The 17,608-nt window shown below is 69.0% G+C and carries 15 protein-coding genes; 7 read left to right on the forward strand and 8 right to left on the reverse strand.

Annotation, left to right across the window (positions count from 1 at the left end; all coding sequences use genetic code 11):
* Window positions 1-466: 466 nt before the first annotated feature.
* A complete protein-coding gene (locus tag ACWCQ1_RS49705) occupies window positions 467-1,051 on the forward strand; it encodes an NAD(P)H-dependent oxidoreductase (RefSeq protein WP_133049613.1) in 585 nt (194 codons plus the stop codon).
* 93 nt (window positions 1,052-1,144) lie between these two features.
* Here the strand turns inward: ACWCQ1_RS49705 and ACWCQ1_RS49710 are convergent, their stop codons facing one another.
* Window positions 1,145-1,801, reverse strand: coding sequence for a response regulator transcription factor (locus ACWCQ1_RS49710; protein ID WP_451029819.1), 657 nt, complete (start codon window positions 1,799-1,801; stop codon window positions 1,145-1,147).
* A gap of 1,308 nt (window positions 1,802-3,109) precedes the next feature.
* On the opposite strand from ACWCQ1_RS49710, the gene ACWCQ1_RS49715 reads away from it, so the two are divergent.
* Window positions 3,110-4,354: an IS110 family RNA-guided transposase gene (locus ACWCQ1_RS49715; RefSeq protein WP_358604133.1), complete on the forward strand. Its 1,245-nt coding sequence runs from the start codon at window positions 3,110-3,112 to the stop codon at window positions 4,352-4,354.
* Between the two features lie 321 nt (window positions 4,355-4,675).
* Here the strand turns inward: ACWCQ1_RS49715 and ACWCQ1_RS49720 are convergent, their stop codons facing one another.
* Window positions 4,676-6,097 (reverse strand): M1 family metallopeptidase, encoded by a 1,422-nt coding sequence (locus ACWCQ1_RS49720; protein ID WP_451029820.1) that lies wholly within the window; start codon window positions 6,095-6,097, stop codon window positions 4,676-4,678.
* Window positions 6,098-6,387: 290 nt separating this feature from the next.
* Here ACWCQ1_RS49720 and ACWCQ1_RS49725 point away from each other — a divergent pair, with 290 nt between their 5' ends.
* Entirely contained in the window at window positions 6,388-6,513 is a 126-nt protein-coding gene (locus ACWCQ1_RS49725) for a hypothetical protein (RefSeq protein WP_451029821.1), read from the forward strand.
* A 74-nt stretch (window positions 6,514-6,587) separates the two neighbouring features.
* Here ACWCQ1_RS49725 and ACWCQ1_RS49730 read toward each other — a convergent pair whose 3' ends face one another.
* The 5 genes from ACWCQ1_RS49730 to ACWCQ1_RS49750 all read right to left on the reverse strand — a co-directional run bounded on the left by ACWCQ1_RS49730 (window position 6,588) and on the right by ACWCQ1_RS49750 (window position 11,399).
* The gene (locus ACWCQ1_RS49730; RefSeq protein WP_451029829.1) at window positions 6,588-8,210 is read right to left on the reverse strand and encodes an ISAzo13 family transposase; all 1,623 of its coding nucleotides are present in this window, start codon (window positions 8,208-8,210) and stop codon (window positions 6,588-6,590) included.
* 369 nt (window positions 8,211-8,579) lie between these two features.
* The gene (locus tag ACWCQ1_RS49735) at window positions 8,580-9,026 is read right to left on the reverse strand and encodes a MarR family transcriptional regulator (RefSeq protein ID WP_451029822.1); all 447 of its coding nucleotides are present in this window, start codon (window positions 9,024-9,026) and stop codon (window positions 8,580-8,582) included.
* A gap of 130 nt (window positions 9,027-9,156) precedes the next feature.
* Window positions 9,157-10,026, reverse strand: a complete 870-nt coding sequence (locus ACWCQ1_RS49740) for an SCO6745 family protein (RefSeq protein ID WP_133049609.1) — start codon at window positions 10,024-10,026, stop codon at window positions 9,157-9,159.
* Window positions 10,026-10,670 (reverse strand): antibiotic biosynthesis monooxygenase, encoded by a 645-nt coding sequence (locus ACWCQ1_RS49745; RefSeq protein ID WP_451029823.1) that lies wholly within the window; start codon window positions 10,668-10,670, stop codon window positions 10,026-10,028. The genes ACWCQ1_RS49740 and ACWCQ1_RS49745 overlap by 1 nt, the downstream gene beginning before the upstream one ends.
* A gap of 78 nt (window positions 10,671-10,748) precedes the next feature.
* Window positions 10,749-11,399 (reverse strand): DsbA family oxidoreductase, encoded by a 651-nt coding sequence (locus ACWCQ1_RS49750; RefSeq protein WP_451029824.1) that lies wholly within the window; start codon window positions 11,397-11,399, stop codon window positions 10,749-10,751.
* Between the two features lie 145 nt (window positions 11,400-11,544).
* Between ACWCQ1_RS49750 and ACWCQ1_RS49755 the strand changes: the two genes are divergently transcribed.
* Window positions 11,545-11,868 carry a winged helix-turn-helix transcriptional regulator gene (locus ACWCQ1_RS49755; protein WP_308286633.1) on the forward strand — a complete coding sequence of 108 codons (324 nt, stop codon included), beginning with the start codon at window positions 11,545-11,547 and terminating at the stop codon, window positions 11,866-11,868.
* A gap of 16 nt (window positions 11,869-11,884) precedes the next feature.
* On the opposite strand, the gene ACWCQ1_RS49760 is transcribed toward ACWCQ1_RS49755, so the two are convergent.
* Window positions 11,885-12,553 (reverse strand): hypothetical protein, encoded by a 669-nt coding sequence (locus tag ACWCQ1_RS49760; protein WP_451029825.1) that lies wholly within the window; start codon window positions 12,551-12,553, stop codon window positions 11,885-11,887.
* A gap of 441 nt (window positions 12,554-12,994) precedes the next feature.
* Between ACWCQ1_RS49760 and ACWCQ1_RS49765 the strand changes: the two genes are divergently transcribed.
* From ACWCQ1_RS49765 to ACWCQ1_RS49775, 3 genes are all read left to right on the forward strand, one after another.
* Window positions 12,995-13,258 carry a hypothetical protein gene (locus ACWCQ1_RS49765; protein WP_451029826.1) on the forward strand — a complete coding sequence of 88 codons (264 nt, stop codon included), beginning with the start codon at window positions 12,995-12,997 and terminating at the stop codon, window positions 13,256-13,258.
* A gap of 699 nt (window positions 13,259-13,957) precedes the next feature.
* Window positions 13,958-15,763 carry a group II intron reverse transcriptase/maturase gene (gene ltrA / locus ACWCQ1_RS49770; RefSeq protein ID WP_451029827.1) on the forward strand — a complete coding sequence of 602 codons (1,806 nt, stop codon included), beginning with the start codon at window positions 13,958-13,960 and terminating at the stop codon, window positions 15,761-15,763.
* Between the two features lie 83 nt (window positions 15,764-15,846).
* Entirely contained in the window at window positions 15,847-17,238 is a 1,392-nt protein-coding gene (locus ACWCQ1_RS49775; RefSeq protein ID WP_451029828.1) for an IS1380 family transposase, read from the forward strand.
* The last annotated feature ends 370 nt before the right edge of the window (window positions 17,239-17,608 follow it).

A 17,608-nucleotide genomic window follows, 5' to 3' on the forward strand; every position in this document is an offset into this window, starting at 1 on the left:
GGCGTCCGGTCGGCGATAACCAAGCCGGCCGGGCCTACCGCCGGGCTGGCGGGATGTCAGGTCTGTGGAGCTGGTGTAAGACTGCTGGGCGTACCAACGTCCCTTGCCGTTAGTTCGGGGCAGCTGCTGTCTGAGAAGCAGAAAGCTCAACCCGCGAGGGAAGAATCTCCCGGCTTCAGCTGGGGGAGAAGGCAACCTCAGACAGTTCCCCGCCCCGGTCGTCGCCCAGCCCGTGATCGCCTCGCCCGGCATCCAGCCGCTGTTCCTGGTCATCGCGGCCGGGGCCGGCCTCGTCGCCGACGCATACCTCGCCGGCGCCCGGCGTCCGACACCGCCGGGCAGCCGGACGGGGACGGTGACGCGGCAGACCCCCTTGCATCCCGGGCCGGCTCGGATCCCGGTACCGGACCGCCAGGAACCCGGCAGCCGCATCCACCACCCACCACATCACCCCCGAAGGAGAGACATGTCCGCGTCCCCTCTTCGCCTCGCCGTCATCTGCGCCAGCGTCCGGGAGGGCAGGTTCGGCCCCACGGTCGCGCGCTGGATCACCGAGCAGGCCCGCCGGCGCGGCGACCTCGAGGTCGACTACATCGACCTCGCCGACCACCCGCTGCCGGTGGCGCTGTCGCAGTCCCCGTCCGTCGCGGACGCAGAGGTACTGGCCCAGGTGACGCCACGTCTGGAGAGCGCCGACGCCTTCGTCGTGGTGACGCCGGAGTACAACCACAGCTACCCGGCATCGCTGAAGTCCCTGATCGACTGGCACTACACGCAGTGGCGGGCCAAGCCCGTGGGCCTGGTGTCCTACGGCGGTCTGGCGGGCGGCCTGCGCGCGGCCGAGCACCTGCGGCCGGTCTTCGCCGAACTGCACGCCGTCACCATCCGCGAGCAGGTCAGCTTCCACAACGCCTGGGAGAAGTTCGAGGAGGACGGCACGCCGAAGGAGCCTGAGGCCGCCGTGGCCGCCGCCAAGACGATGCTGGACCAGCTCTCCTGGTGGGGCGAGGCCCTGCGGGAGGCGCGCCGGAAGCGGCCGTACGGTCAGTGATCCACCGAACCCGTCGCGCCCCTTGCGGGATGAAAGGGGCGCGACGGCCGGAATGCGTCACCGGGCATGTGCCGTCCTGTCGCCGGACACGGGTCAGGCCGCGGCGCTCATCCCCCGCCCGAGCCGGAAGCCGACACCCCGCACGGTGAGGATCCAGGTACTGTGACCGAGCTTCTTGCGCAGGCTGTTGACATGCGTGTCGATGGTCCGCCCGGTGGCCGGCGAACGGTCGTGCCACACCAGCGCCATCAGTTCCTTCCGGCTGAAGACCGTGCCGGGACGAGAGGCGAGCACGTGCAGCAAGTCGAATTCCTTGCGAGTCAGAGCCAGCAGGTTTCCGGAGAGGTACGCCTCCCGCCGGGCTGCGTCGATCCGCAGTGGCCCGTGGACGATGGACCGGGTGTGGACCGCAAGACGGGCCCGGCGCAGCACCGCCTCCACGCGGGCGACCAACTCCTGGAGGCCGCAGCGCTTGTTGATGCAGTCGTCACATCCGGACTTCAGGCACAGCACGCGTTCGAGCTCTGTGCCGCTCTCTGTGATCGCGATGATCGGAGTGTCCGCCATGGCGCGTATGTCCGCACAGACCTGCAGACCGTCGAGGTCCGGCAATCCGAGATCGAGTAACAGCAGGTCGGCTTTGTGATGTTGCGCCAATGCCGCTGCACCCGTCCCGACGCTCCACGCGTCAAAGCCGTTCCGCCTCAGCACTTGGACGACGGACCGTGCGCAGGCGGCGTCATCGTCCACTACTAGCACCCGCATGACTCAGCTGGCCTTTCGCTGTGTGACTGGCAAACCAAGGGAGGCGCTGTCCGGCGGGCACCACCGCTCCGCCCAGCACGGTACTCGCGTGGTGTCGGTCACGGCGCCGACCAACCGAGCCGAGCGGGGAATTGGCGGGCCGTTCCGACCGCTCCCGTCGACCCTGCGACGGGGGTGGGTGCCTCCGCCGCACGGCATGTCCAACGGTGACTGGACAGTCGTTCGGGTATCGACACCTAAGCGTAAGAACCCTGCGCCGGACAGTGTCAATAAGGCCAGGGTGAACTTAGGGAATCTCCGCTCCGCTTGGAGGACCGGGCGCGGGCGGCGATCACCGGACACCCCTGCTAGAAGCCGGGGTTGTTCATCTCGATGACTTAGCGCTCCATGGCATATGCGGAATGTCACAGATCATTTGACGTGCTCTTAGCAACCGCACGCAGGTCGGCATAGCGCCCCGCAGCATGTGTCTGACGTAGGAGGAGCCGCCCCACTGCAGTGGCTGCCAGGCGCGGGCCCCACCCAGAGCCGGGCCGTACATGGCCCTGGACCGCAGCCGTCTGCCGGTCGTAAACCGGTAACTCAACAGCAGCAGACCGGCGTTGAACACCGCCCCCAGCGACGGAGATCCGGACGCTGATCGCCGGGTGCGCTCCGAAGACGTCGGCCGCGGAGTCCACGCCGGACAGGGCTGTCGTCAGGCATACGCCCACCGCGACTGCGGCCCCACTGCCGTGGAGGGAGTGGATGTTGTGGCCGATCTGATCCCCCATCAAAACTCGTTCAGCACCGAGTGCAGCACCGACTGCTGCAGCTGCGGATAGCCGTTCACGGCGGAACCGAGGATCGCCAGCCGCGGTCCGGCTCCCGGCATGGGCCACCGAGCCCGGGCCAGGACGTTGGGCGGGGCGTCGGCGGCCCACTCCGCGATCGCGGCCAGGGCCTTCGCTCCCGCCAGGACCGCGCACGCGGCCAGGGAGAGGACGAAGGCGAGCGGGTGGCGTCGGCGCTGGCCCCGGCGGGGATCGGGCCAGGCACGTCAGCAGGCCGGGGAGGTCACTGGTCCACCATCCTTTCTGCGGGCGCCAGTTGGATGCTCGTGGTTGGATGCCGGTGAGAGCCGGGGTGACGGCCTGGGGTGGTCGCTCTGCGAGAGCCCCGATGACACTGCCGCCCCCGGCTCTTCCGGAGCTGTCGACCGGCAACAGAGGGACGCGCCGCAGAGCGCCAGTCAGTGACCGCCCGGGGACCAGCTCCGTCACCGGCCTGTCGCTGATAGGCCCAAGGAGAGCTGTGGCACTGCCCGAGAGCGCGTACTACGTCGGGATCGACTGGGGATCGGCCGAGCACGCGGTGTGCGTCCTGACCGAAACCGGCCGCCCCAAGACCCAGTTCACGATCACCCACACCGCCGCCGGGTTCGCCGACCTGGCCCGCCGCCTCGCCAGACTCGGCGCGGCCGAGGACATACCCGTGGCCATCGAGCGGCCGGACGGGCGCCTGGTGGACGTGCTGCTGGAGGCCGGGCACCCGGTGGTGCCGGTGAAGTCCAACGCCATCAAGGCATGGCGGGACGCCGAGGTCCTGTCCGGCGCGAAGTCCGACCCCGGGGACGCGATGGTGATCGCCGAGTACCTGCGGCTGCGGCACCACAAGCTCAGCCCCGCCCGCCCGTTCTCCGACCAGACCAAGGCGCTTCGGACCGTGGTCCGCACCCGCGACGACGTCGTGCGGCTGCGGGTGATGGCCACCAACATGCTTTCCGCACTGCTGGACGCCTTCTGGCCGGGTGCGAAAGCCCTGTTCAAGGACGTGGAGTCGCCGATCGCGCTGGAGTTCCTCACCCGCTACCCGACCCCGGCCTCCGCCGCGGCCCTGGGTGAGAAGCGCATGGCCGCGTTCTGCACCAAGCACGGCTACTCCGGCCGGCGCACCGCCGCAGAGCTCGTCAGACGTCTGCGGGCGGCCCCGCCCGGCGTCACGGCCGAGCACCACACCGAGGCCGGCCAGGACGCCGTCATGGCCCTGGTCGCCGTGCTGCGGACGCTCGGCGGAGTCAAGAAGGACCTCGACCGCTCCGTCGACGCCCACCTCAGCCAGCATCCCGACGGCCGGATCTTCGCCTCGCTGCCCAGAGCCGGACGCGTCAACGCCGCCCAGATGCTCGCCGAGTGGGGCGACTCCCGCGACGCCTACGACAGCCCGAGCTCCGTTGCCGCCTTCGCAGGCGTCGCCCCGGTCACCAAGGCATCCGGACGCATGCGCGGGGTCTCCTACCGCTGGGCCTGCAACAAACGCCTCCGCCAGGCCATCACAACCTTCGCGGACAACAGCCGCCACGACAGCGCCTGGGCAGCGGACATCTACCAGCGGGCCCGAGGCCGCGGCATGGACCACCCGCACGCGACCCGCGTCCTGGCCCGCGCATGGGTCCGCGTGATCTACCGCTGCTGGCTCAGCCACGAGCCCTACGACCCCGCCCGACACGGCGCGGCACAACACGTCCTGCCCCAGCCCGAGCTGGTTCAAGTGGCCTGAGGTTGACACAGGGGGTGTCATCGGGGACGGTCGGCGCGGTGTCGGCGAGTTGGCCCAGAGGGCGCGGGATGAGCGAGGATGAGCAGGCAGGCACGGTCTTCCGTCGTGGTGATCAGGGACTCGACACCTCATGATCACCGGAAGTCGTGCCTGCCTCCGCGTCAGCCCCCGCCGACCACCCCGCAGTCCTGCCCCAGCTCCTGAAGCCCCATCAACCCGGATGCACCGCCGGAACGACGCCGCCCTGCCCGCGTACCCCGTCGGTCACCGTCATCGTGGCGCCGACGGGGTACGCCCGTCACCCGCGAGCGGAGTGCGACGTCAGCGGATGCGGTGCTTCCGCCAGAAGGGACCGAGGTCCCTGTGCGTCATCGACTGTGCGGCCTTCTTGAAGTCGACGGTGGTGGAGACGCCGTACCAGTGGTCGTGGGCGTACTTCTTGATGAGGCGCGCCATGGTGCCGGCCCCGAGGACGTGCTCCAGGTCGGCCAGGACGCAGGGGCCGATCCCGTACACGACCTGGAAGTACTCGCCACGGTGTGTAGACCAGTAGGCCATCGAGTTGGTGAGCGCGGCGGTGGCGCTCGGCCAGGAGTCGTCCGCCGAGCACTCGAACCCGTCCCAGCGGTAGTAGCGCGCGTTGGCGTACTGAGCGAAACTCTCGTCCAGCCAGGGTGAGTTGTACTCGTCGTTGCCCACGACGCCGTACCACCACTGGTGGGCGATCTCATGGACGGCGGCGCCGCCCTCCTCCTCGGTGCCGAGGATGACCAGGCCGGGGTACTCCATGCCGCCGGCGAACCCGGGGGTCATCACGAGGTCTATCTCGCCGTACGGATAGTGGCCGAACTCCCTGCCGAACCGGTCGATGGCGGCGACGCCGTCCTTGCGGTTGATGCGGACACCGGCGGCGGGCGTGTTCGGCGACCAGTACGACTTCACGCGCACGCCGTCGGGCGAGGTCTGGGTCGCGGTGCGGAACGGGCCCGCCGCCCATGCGAAGTCCCGCACCCGCTTGGCGACACTGTGGGTGACCGTACGCCCGGTAGCGCCGGGGCGGGTCCATGTGCTGCCGGTCGCCGGGACCTTGAGGGCGGACGGGTGGTCGAGGCGCACCCGGAAGTCGCTCGCCAGGGTGTAGAAGCTCTCGCCGTACGACACATACGGATCGAGGTGCCACCCCCTCGTGTCGTGCACGGCGAGGACCGGCAGCGCGTTGCCCAGGAAGCGGAACGCGCCTTCGCGGCCGAAGCGGTTGTTGCGTGTGGGCACGGTGAGGGCCACGTCGAAGGAGACGGCCGTCCGCTCACCGCGTGCGAGCGGCCTCGGCAGAGCGATGCGCAGCGCCGTGCACCTCACGCCGGGGCGGCCCGGAGTGCCGCCGCGCACGTGGGAGACGCGGACGGGGGACGGTCTTCCGGATGTCCCGCAGCCGTCCTCGCCATTGCCCCACAGGCGTATGTACACCTCACGCAGGGGCCGGCTGGAGGCGTTGCGGAAGGACACCGTCTGCCGGCCCGCCCAGTGGGAGCCGTCGGCGTCGGCGCGCAGCTTCACGTCGTAGCTGGGGCGGTCGGGCGTCGCGGGTTCGGCCACTCTCACCGCGGCGCCGGGCGCCGGGCCGGACGGCGTGCCGGCCTCGGCCACGGTGGAGCCTGCTGTCGCGAGCAGCGCGAGCAGCGCGACCAGCAGACGGCGACCGGTTCTTGACGGGCCCGCGGGCGCCGAAGGCGACGAAGGCATGGCAGACGACATGACAGATGACATGCCAGCGGATCTTGTCACAGGGTTCCCCACGGCCGACACAGGCCCGCGCGAAGAGGGGAGGTCGGCTCCGCTTGGGCGGCGAAAATGCCAGGGTACGCAGGGGATTGTTCGCTGTACGACCTGACCGCGGAGCAGGCCGACGCAACCGAGATCGCCCGCCGCGTCCGCGGCCACTGGGGCATCGAGAACAAGATCCACCACGTCAGGGACACCACGTACGCCGAGGACGCCTCCCGCGCGTACGCACCGGCACCGCTCCACCTGCCATGGCATCCCTGCGCAGCCTGGCCATCGGCGCTCTCCGACTCGCCAACCAGACGAACATCACCGCTGGACTCCGCCACCACACCCGCGACGCCAACCGTCCACCGATCACCCTCGGCATCACGTGATCAACCAGGACACATCACCTGAACGACGCGGCCCTGGGACCTGCCGATCAATAACTCCTAGGTCTTGGTGGGGATTACGGGGGTGTGGGGTTGTGCCCGGCGATCTCCGCGAGCTGTTGTGCCGTGGTCACGGTGAGGGCGCCGACCGGGACCGTGTGCCCGAGAGCGGTGAGCACGGGTGTGGCCTCCCGGAGGGTCGCGCCGATCCGGCTCTTGGCCAGGCCGGTTGCCTCGGCGAGTGGCGTTTGGGCCATGGACCAGCGCTTCGTGAGGAGGAAGACGACAAGCTGGTCAGCGACGGAGAGTCGTCTGCTGCCAGCGCCGGGGCCGCCGTCGGGGCGTTTGCCGGGCAGGAAGACCGGCGGGTGCTCGGCACACCAGGCTTGGTAGCGGGCGGCGAGATCGTCGAAGGCGGCGGGTTCGAGTCCGGTGAGGCTGGGGTGCCGCAGCCACAGGGGGAGCTTGTCGCCGGTGGGAAAGCGTCCGAACTCGACGCTGGGCGGGGACAATTCGGGAGCGAGCGGTTCGGGCTGCAGGGTGTAGTTCCACGTGCCGTGCCACTCGTGCGGCGTCAGGGGCAGGCGTTCCATGACGGTGTCGGGGACGGTGACGCCGGTGGGGTAGGCGCCGGCGTCGAGTTCGGCGTGGACGGACAGTCCGCTGCGTGTCGTGGTCGCTCCGATGGTGCTGACGACGACTTCGTGGCTGGTCAGGGGCCTACCACGCCAGTTGATGCTGATCTGCGAGAACAGCCGGTGTTCTATTTTGTTCCATTTCGATGTTCCCGGCGGAAAGTGGCAGACAGTCACTTCCAGGCCCGTCTCGTAGGCAAAGTCCGCGAGTTCCTTCTTCCAGGCGCGCACGCGGTAGCCGTTGGAGCCTCCAGCGTCGGCCGTGACCAGCAGGCGGGAGGCGTGCGGGTAGCGGCGGCGCCCCTCACCGTTCCACCAGCGGCGCAAAGTGGCCACCGCGAAGGCAGAAGTGTCCCCGTCGCAGCCCACCGACACCCAGCCGGCATCCGCGCCGATGTCGTAGATCCCGTACGGCACCGCTTTCTGGGCGCCCTTCTCGGGGAAATCGTGCGCACGGACCTCGACAGGATGCCCGGCCCGATGCCATTCCCGTCCGATGACCGCGTAGTTGCCCAGCGTCTCCTTCTTCTTCGCGTCCACGCTGATGACCGGCTGTCCGTCCGCGAGGCAGGCCGTGACCTGGTCGTTGATGTAGCGGAACTGGGCGTCACGGTCAGGATGCCGGGCCCCCTCGGTGGTCCTGGAGGTGCCCTGCAGGGAGAAGCCCTCCGCTTTCAACAGCGTGGCCACCGTGTCCGAAGCGACCCGGTGCCCCTGGCGCGTCAGCTCGGCCGCCACATTCCGGGTAGACCTCACCGTCCACAGCAGCGGAGATTCCGGGTCGCCACGCTGGTCCGGCTCGACCAGCGCCAGCAACGCGGGCACCAGCCCCGGATCGGCCTCCCGCAAGGGCTTGCGACCCGCGCCCGGTGCCCGGACCCGGCCAGCGGGCTCCTCCGCGTGCTCCAGCTCCCGCTTCCCGCGCGACACCGTGGACTCCGCCACCCCGGCCGCCCCGGCCACCATGCGGATCCCGCCATGGCCCAGAACGCGGGCCGCGGCGCCCAGCGTCAGGCGCTGCTGGCGCTCATCGAGATGCGGCAGCAACAGCCCGAACACATCCACCAGCTCTGCCTTCATCCCCTCCGACACCCCCGCATCCTACGACCCAACAGCCCACGAAAACCGACGAGTTATTGATCGGCAGGCCCCTGGTACGGCGGCGAGTCAATGCGTTCAGCCGCAGCGGCGGCGCCTTCGACTCGGTGGCCGACGCCGCCGTGCGCGATTCGGCCGACCCGCAGCGGCTCCGGCCCGGCTATGACCCCGGCGACCACCTGCACTTCGACGACGCGGGAACGGCCGCCGTCGCCGGCGCCGTCGACGAGCCCTGGCCCGCTGACCGGTCAGCGCGACACATGGCGAGTGCCAGGTGTCCGGGACAGCGCGCTGTCCGCAGTGGGAGTGCAGGGCTCGTCGCCCTGTTCCGCCTTACTACGGCAGCAGGTGTTCACCACCGCAGTTGATGATGAAACGGCGCAGCACCTTGATCATGGCCACGTACTCCTCGTCCGAGATGCCCCGGTGGATGTGCTCCCGGGAGCCGATGAGGATGTCCAGCAGTTCCGTCCTTGCCTTCGTCCCGTCGGCGGTGATGCGAAGCCGCCCGCCGTCCGCCTCCTCGGCCCAGCCGCGGCGCACCAGATCGTCGGCGGCCGGATCGACGGTGCCCGGGTCGATGTATCCGGTCAGCTCGACCCGCAGTTCGTCGCGGGTCAGGCCGCCTTCGTTCTCGAAGAGCTTGTTCAGCACTCCCGCGTGGGTCCGGTTGGAGTCCTTCACGGCCAGCAGCCCGTCCGCGTACTCGATCACTGCCCGCTCGGCCACACTGGCCCACAGACCGACGGGCGACTCGGCCAGCGCGGCGTCTTCCTGGTTCATGCCGTCTCCTTGGGTCATACCGCCCTCCATAGTGTGAGCGGGGAAGGGAAAAGAGATGGAGAGGGGAGTCGCGCACGGTCCCGTGAGCCGCCCCCGCGCGGCCGGGGGCGGCAGCCGTGCGCCCGTGGGATCAGTCCGGTTCGACGAAGGTGCCCAGCACGGGCGGGGGGAAGAGCGCGGCCGCCGAGGCCACGAACCGACGGGCCAGCTCGGTCAGCTCCGACGCGTCGCGCTCTCCCAGACGGGCGTACGGGGCTCGGTCCAGACGGTCGGTGGCCTCCTCCACCTGCTCGCGCAGCCGCAGGCCCTTCGGGGTCAGCGCACCGGCTTTGTCCATCAGACCCCGCTCGCGCAGCCGCTCCTCCGCCGCCTGCCAGTCGTCGATGGTCCAGCCGCGCTTGGTCATGACGAACTCCCGGGGCATGCCCTGTGGGCTCGCGCAGTGCGACACCAGGCCGTCCAGTCCGGCGAGTCCCGCCTCGCTCAGCACGGAGAAGTGACCGCCGCCCCGGTACTCGCGCAGCAGCGTGGCCGCGTGCCAGAAAGCCAGATGTGGTTCGTCCGGCACCGGCAGGTCGGCGTTGGCCGCGAACAGCGGACGGTCGGCGCGCTCACATGCCTCCGCCGCGCGCAGGGCGAGCTCGGCGGCCCGGACCATGCCGGGCGAGTCCAGCTCGCGTTCGTCCAGCACCTGACGCAGTGTCGCGTCGACCGCACGCAGCCGGGCCTCGAGGACGGCGGACGGGGCGACCTGCTGCCAGAGCCCGGGGAACAGCTCCGCGACCAGACCGTGCGCGAAGCCGTTGAAGATCGCGGTGATGACGCCGGGCCCCACGGCGCCCAGCGGTGCGGCGCGTCCGGCGAAGTAGACGGCCATATCGTCCGAAACCCCGTACTCGGCGAGGTACTTGTTCAGATACGGCGTGAAGTAGACCGTGGAATGGTAGGAGTTGAGATGGAACTGGCACCTGTGGGCGGTGCCGGGTGACACGGTGGTCATCAGAGCACGCTCCTGTAGAGCCGGTATCGTCGGTATCCGATGGGGCGCACGCCCGGCAGACTGCTGGAGGCCTGGTAGACATCGGCCCTTCCGGGGCTGTCCATGAACGCAGCATGGGCCTCGGCAGTGGTCCACTCCGCGTAGTTGAGGACACGGCTTCCGTCGACGCTGGCGTGGAAGTTCGCCGAGAGCATGCCGGGCAGGCTGTCCCGCCCCCTCTCCAGGGCGTCTCCGACGGTTTCCACGGTCCGTCGCTGCCGTTCTGCGCCGTCGACGTCGAACACGGCGATCACCACACAGCCCGGCTCGCGTTTCTCGTCGTCCAGTACGACGCTGCGGACCAGTTGGTACTCGACGCCCCGCACGACAGACAGAGGGATGTCATCGGAACGGTCGGCCGTACGGCGGAAGCGCTCCAGATCCGAGAACTGGGCCCAGGTCAGGGCCGTGTCGTCGGTGTCGCTGAGCCAGCAGCTGAGCGAGAGCAGGCCCTCGGGCAGCGGACCGGCCTGCCAGCGGGCGGCGATCTTCCGCAGTTCGCCTAAAACGTGCGGCCGGTCCGGTACGTACCACTGGCTGGCGACGACCGATGTGCTGTCGGCCCGCCGCACGTCGGGCGCGGCGAGCGCGGTGTTGAGATCCATGGAACCTCCTGCATCCGGGGACAAGGGGTTCGGGCGGCCCGGGCGCACGGCCCGAAGCCGGACAGAGGGACCGATGGTTCAGGCGTTCTTCTTCCGCAACGCCTGGTCGAGCATCCGGCTCAGTTCCTCGGGGTCCTTCGAACCGGAGGTGATGTACGACCCGTCGACGATGTAGGTCGGTACGCCGGTCACTCCGAGCCTGTGCGCCAGTTCCTGATCGGCCCGCACGGCGTCGGCGTACTTGTCGCCGTCCAGGACCGCTGCGGCCTCCTGCGGGTCCAGCCCCGCCTCCTCCGCCAGCCGGACCAGGGTGTCCCGGTCCGAGATCACCGCGCCCTCGGTGGTGAAGGCGCGCATCAGCCGCCCTCTGACCTCCTCGGTGCGACCGTGGTCGGTGGCGAGGTGCACCAGGCGGTGCGCGTCGAAGGAGTTGGCGACCTTGACGGACTCGAGCCGGTACTCCAGCCCGACCCGGGCGGCAATGGCGGCCACCTGCCCGAGCACCCGGGCCGCGTTCGCGGGCGTCGTTCCCATGTCCTGGGCGGCGCGCTCGAACAGCGGGGTGGAGCTGAGCTGTGGCATCGCGGGATCGAGCTGGAAGCTGTGATGCCGGACGACCACGGAGTCGCGGTGGGGGAATGCGGCGAGTGCCGCGTCGAACTGCGTTTTCCCGATGGGACACCAAAGGCAGATGATGTCGGACCAGATATCCACGCTGATCTTCTCCATGGCGCCGAGAGTAACCATCCCGTGCTCGTTTTCTTAAGGGCATCCCTTTGGGTAAGCTCAGGATGTGAACGTAGTTTCTGAGGCAGACCGCACAGACCCGAACGGTCAGGGTGACGCATTTAACACCGACTGCACCGGCCGACCCGTGCTGGACCACGTGGCCAGCCGGTGGGGTGTTCTCATCCTGACCGCCCTGGACGGACCTCCGCTCCGTTTTCACGTGCTGCGCGACCGAATTAGTGGCATCAGCGAGAAGATGCTGTCCCAGAACCTGCGCCTGCTCACCCGCGACGGACTCATCGCCCGTACGGTCGAGCCGACGCTGCCGCCCCGGGTCTCCTACGAACTGACTCCCATCGGGCGCGGTATCGCCGCCCACACGCGAAAGCTGATCGACTGCATCGGTCGGTACGCCGAGGACATCGCGGAGGCCCAGCGCCGTTACGACCTGGAGGCCGACCGCCGCTGAGCGGGTCGGCCCGGGTTCACTCGCCGCCGGCGCCGACCTCCTGGAGGAAGCGGCAGAACGTCTCCGTGCGCGGTGCCACTTCGTGCACGGCGGCATCCGCGATGCCGCTCGCCAGACCGGGCTGGGCCACGTACGAGTCGAACGCCTCCTGGTCGACCCAGGTGGGGTTGTTGAGGAACGACCTGCCGTCCAGAGAGATGTAGGGGGTCGCGGCGATCAGCCCCGCACAGCTGTGCTTCCACTCAGCGGTCTTCATCAGCGCCCGATGGACGCCGAACGCTCCCTCCCGGTCCGCCACATGACGGGTCGTCACGACGGAGTAGCCCGGCTTCTCGTCTGCGTCGGGACCGGCGAATCCCGCGACCTGTTCTCCTACGAACACCGTGTGGCGCGCGCCCTTCAGCTGTCCGATGCGTTCCTCCAGGGCAGTGCCGGACCGGCCGGCGGCCTCCTGGTAAGAGCGCCACCGTTCCTCGTCGGCCCAGTGCAACCGGGTGACGAACGTGTCCTTCTCGACACCCTCGTAGTAGCGCGCGGAGACGAAGCCCGGCTGGCGCAGGTAGTCGCGGAGCGTCTCGTCGATGACGGCTTCCAGCAGCTCCTCGGTGACCACCCCCTCGCGCAGGACGACGGTGTCGAAGACGAAGACGCCCCCCTCGGGCTCGGTGATCCACGGGGCTTGCATGCTGCCTCCTTCTGCTCTCACGGAAGTGTTCCTTCAGCTTCTCCGAACCGCCCCGGGCGGCCAAGTCGCCCTGGGCGACATCTGGCCGAACCCCACGGCGACTCCGCCCCGAGGTCGACTGGCCACGCTCCGTCATCATCCAGGTGTCCGCGGCAGAGCCTTGACATCCACCTGTAAATCCCTCACACGGGCTTATGAAGCATTTCCTTGACCCGCGAGTGCAGGTCGGAGAGAATTCGCCGTCCGGCTCACGAGGAAAATACATGGACCTATGGAGACGTAGAAAAAGCGTCATCCTGGCCGACGTGCGATAGGCCGGATTGCCATGCCGACACTGTCGGACGACACCCAAGAGGACGAGCCGGACCCGTACCGACGCGCACCGGGTACGAATAGGGATCGGGTGCCGGGCGGACCGTCGCTCGGCGCACGTTGCTCAGCGTGTTCGCCGATCTGTCCCGTAAGGGCGTGCGCTTGGGCACGGTCGGCCGGATCCAGAGCGCCGGGCGCGCCACGCGGCTGCTGGACGAGGGTTGCGACTTCGTACTGATCGGCCGGGCGGCCATTCTGGAGCGGAACTTCCCCGTGCTGGTCGAATCGGATGCCTCGCTTGACTTCCTCCCCCGCCTAACCTCGCCGTTTCGCTTGGGTTTGGCGGCTGGCGAGGCGGAAACGCGAAAGTGCCTTCCTGACCTGGGACGATGAACCTTGCTGAGGGGTTCTGTCGGTCCAGGCGGAGGGCACTTTCTACGTGCAGGTGCGACACGAGGTCGCGTGTGTTGAGTGGGTGCTCTTGGAGAGGGGGTCGGCGATGACGCCGATGACAGGGTAGCCCCGGGTCCGTGTCCGATGGCCCGTCCCCACCCGGACGTGCGTCGCTGGTAACGGCGGGGTGCGGAGCTCCGGGGAGAAGCCCAAGTGCCGCCGTTCCACCCGGGGGCAACAGGCAAGGGGAAGACCGGGCGGGCGAACACCCGTGAACCTTCGATGACGTCTCGTGAAGAAAAGCCCTGCTGGTGGGATGCAGCAGCAGGGTGCAGGGCGGGCCGCTGAGACGCGGCAGGCGCCGGGCGGATATGCACGCCGTCCGGGAGGACACCGCCGCCCCGGGATATAGAGGGCGCCCACTCCGGTCGCATCTCGCACGCGCGGAACGTGGAAACCCCGACGGAGGCCGTCGCCCGGACAGGGCTGGCGGTGGGCCGACCGTGAGGAAGGCTGATGTCTCCGGCGGGACAGGACGGCTCAAGAAGCGAAGGCCGGCAGGCCGAAAGGCCAGAGGAAACCGGGGCAGCACGAGCAGCGGCCTCTCCGCCGCAGTCCCGGCCAACTCGCTGGATACCGGACCGTGTCCGGGTCCGAAAGGACGCTGACGTGAGCCGGGTGAGCCTGTGAGGAGGGACGATGACGACAGCGGCAGTACCGAAGGACAAGTTGGACGCCACGGCTGCGGCCGGGGTGAACGGACCGGAGGGCGACTTCTTCGCGTACTGGGACAGTATTGACTGGGACCAGGCGGAGGAGAACGTACGTCGGCTGCGCCAGCGCATCTTCACGGCATCGAGGGACGGTGACCTGGCGAAAGTCAGGAACCTGCAGAAACTGATGCTCCGGAGCCTGAGTAACACGCTGGTCAGCGTGCGCCGGGTGACGGAGGTCAACGCTGGACGGAAGACGGCGGGGATCGACGGTCAGGTCGTGCTGACTGCCCCGGGCAAGTCAGAGTTGGCGCGCTTCATCCAGCAGCGCGGCACCATCTGGCAGGCCCGTCCGGTCCGGCGGGTTTTCATCCCCAAGGCGGGGGGACGCAAACGGCGCCCGCTCGGCATTCCCGTGATCGTCGACAGGGCCCACCAGGCCCGGGTCTCGGCGGCGCTGGAACCCGAGTGGGAGGCCCGGTTCGAGGCGAGGTCGTATGGCTTCCGCCCGGGCCGGGGCTGCCACGACGCGATCGGGGTCATCTACAACACGCTCAACGGCAAGAACCCGCAGCGCGTGTGGATCCTGGACGCAGACCTGGCAGCGGCGTTCGACCGCATTGACCACGACCGGCTTCTTGCCCAGCTCGGCACCTTCCCCGCCCGGGGCATGGTCCGACAGTGGCTGAAGGCCGGGGTGGTCGAGCGCGGCCGGTTCACTGCGACCGAGGAGGGAACTCCTCAAGGCGGAGTGATCAGCCCCGTGCTACTGAACGTTGCCCTGCACGGGATCGAGGCGGCCGCGGGCGTGCGGTACTACCCTCCGGGCCGACGGGCCGGAGAGATCAGGCCGGACGCCCCGGTGCTGGTCAGATACGCCGACGATCTGGTGGCGATGTGCCACAGCCGCGCCGCGGCTGAGCAGGTCAAGGCACGGCTCGCCGAGTGGCTCGCGCCGAGGGGGCTGGTCTTCAACGAGGACAAGACACGCATCGTCCACGCGGAGACCGGCTTTGACTTCCTCGGGTTCAACGTGCGCCGCTACCGGAGCGGCAAGCTGCTGATCAAGCCCAGTAAGGCGGCCGTCAGGCGGATACGGGCCAGGCTGCGTGAGGAGATCCGGACCCTGCGAGGCGCGGAAACCCTTGCGGTGCTGCGGGCGGTCAATCCGATCGTCCGCGGATGGGCAGCCTACTACCGGACGGTGGTGTCCAAGGAGGTCTTCGCCTCTCTGGACGGCTACTTGTGGCAGCTCACCTACCGGTGGGCCCTGCGCAGGCATCCGAAGAAGTCGAAGCACTGGATCACCAACCGGTACTTCGGCAGATTCAACCCTGCCAGGCAGGACAGATGGGTGTTCGGCCACCGTGACAACGGTGCCTACCTCGTCAAGTTCGCCTGGACGAAAATCGTCCGGCACCAGCTGGTCAAGGGCACCTCGTCCCCGGACGATCCCGCCCTGACCGACTACTGGGCCGACCGGCGACGCAGAAGCGCTCCGCCGCCGCTGGACCGGGCCACGATGCGTCTGCTCCAGACGCAGAAGGGCCGCTGCCAGCTCTGCGGGCAACTGCTGCTGCACGCCGACCGACCCCCGCAGTCCCCGACCGGGTGGGAGCAATGGCTCCGCACCACCCGGAAGGCGATCAAGACACGTCACATCGCCTATCAGGGAGCGAAGACGCCGGACGGCGTTCAACTCCGCCTTGCCCACGCCATGTGCCTACGACGGCCGAACACGTCGAAGAACGGCACAACCCTGCACTCCCAAGAGCCTTCAGGGCTTGCTTGAGCCGTATGCGCGGCCAACGCGCACGTACGGTTCTGAGGGGGCGGGGACGCAGCAATGCGTTCCCGCTACCCGACGGTATCGGGTTGCGTCCCAAGGTCCATGTCAGTGCCGATGGTTCGGGGGTCGTCGGGCATGCCGGTGCACGGTTGCTGACGGATCTCGCCGACGCCACAGGTCTGACCGCCGCGTACTCCACCGCTCTCGGACCGCTGCGGCCTCGCGGGACCGGACATGATCCGGGACGGATCGCCACCGACCTGGCGGTGATGCTCGCCGACGGCGGCGAGGCCATCGCCGACCTGGCCGTGCTGCGGGACCAGGCCGACGTGTTCGGCCCGGTCGCCTCGACACCGACGGCCTGGCGGTTGCTCGCCGACGTCGACGAGTGGGCACTGGCTCGGGTGCGCTCGGCCAGGGCTTCGGCCCGGGAGATCGCATGGCTGCAGGCGGCCGAGACCGGTGAGGGCATACCCGCTGCCCGGGCTGCGGGACGCGTGCTGCCCGGCCTGGTCCTGGACCTCGACGCCACGCTGATCACCTGCCACTCCGAGAAGGACGCGGCCGCGCCCACCTACAAGGGCGGTTTCGGGTTCCACCCGCTGCTGTGCTTCCTGGCCAACACCGGTGAGGCGCTGTCCGGGCGGCTGCGGCCCGGCAACGCCGGCGCCAACACGGCCACCGACCACATCGCAGTGTTCGACCAGGCACTCGCACAGATCCCCGACGCTCACCGGCACGGCACCGACATCCTGGTCCGCACCGACAGCGCCGGATCCGCGAAAGCCTTCCTCGCTCACGTCCGTGACGTGCGCAAACGAGGGATCCGTACCTTCTTCTCGGTTGGATACGCCATCACCGAACCAGTCCGCCGCGCCATCCGGGCCATGCCCGAGGACCTCTGGCATCCCGCCCTGGACCAGGACGGGACGCTGCGTGATGGCGCCGAGGTCGCCGAGCTGACCGGCATGGTCGACCTGGACGGCTACCCGGCCGGCACCCGCATGATCGTGCGCCGCGAGCGGCCACACCCCGGAGCCCAGCTGTCCCTGTTCGACCAGGACGAGGGCCTGCGCCATCAGGTGTTCCTCACCGACACTTCCTACTGCGGTGGTGGTTCGGCTCAGTTCCTCGAAGTCCGCCACCGCGGGCACGCATGCGTCGAGGACCGCATCCGTTGCGGCAAGAGCACCGGCTTCGGCCGCTTCCCCTCTCGCGACTTCGGTGTCAATACCGTCTGGCTCGAACTCAGCCTCACGGCGATCGACCTGCTGGCCTGGACCCGTTTCCTGCTGCTGGACGGGGAACTGGCCACCGCCGAGCCGAAGAAGCTCCGCTACCGACTGCTCCACGTCGCCGCCCGCCTCACCCGCGGCGGTCGGCGTCTGCGCTTGCGGATATCGGCGACCTGGCCCTGGAGACACGAACTGGCCGCGGCCTTCCACCGCCTCGCGGCACTGCCCCGCCCCGCCGGCTGACCAGCAGACCTCTGACCGCCCACGACCGAAAGACCTTGGAGAACCCGACCATGCGCCGGGACTCCGCCATGCCCAGGCAACGCAATCACCCGGCCCACGTGACGGCAGACGAACAGCGACGCCTCATCACCCCAACCGAAACGCCGAGGCTAAAGGCAATACCGGTGACTTACGGGCGATCCGGTCGTTGTTGTTGATGTGCCGAGAGCGGGTCAACTGAAGTCATCTGGTGAGCGGTTGTCGGACCGGGTCGCGGTCGGGGTGCTGACCCAGGCGTGGGTGTGTCAACTTAACGGCTGATCTTGGTTGTTGAGTTATCGCTGGTTGGTGGGGGTCAGGCGGCCGTCGAAGGCGATCTGGAAGGCGTTGA

The organism is Streptomyces sp. NPDC002144 (assembly GCF_053593695.1).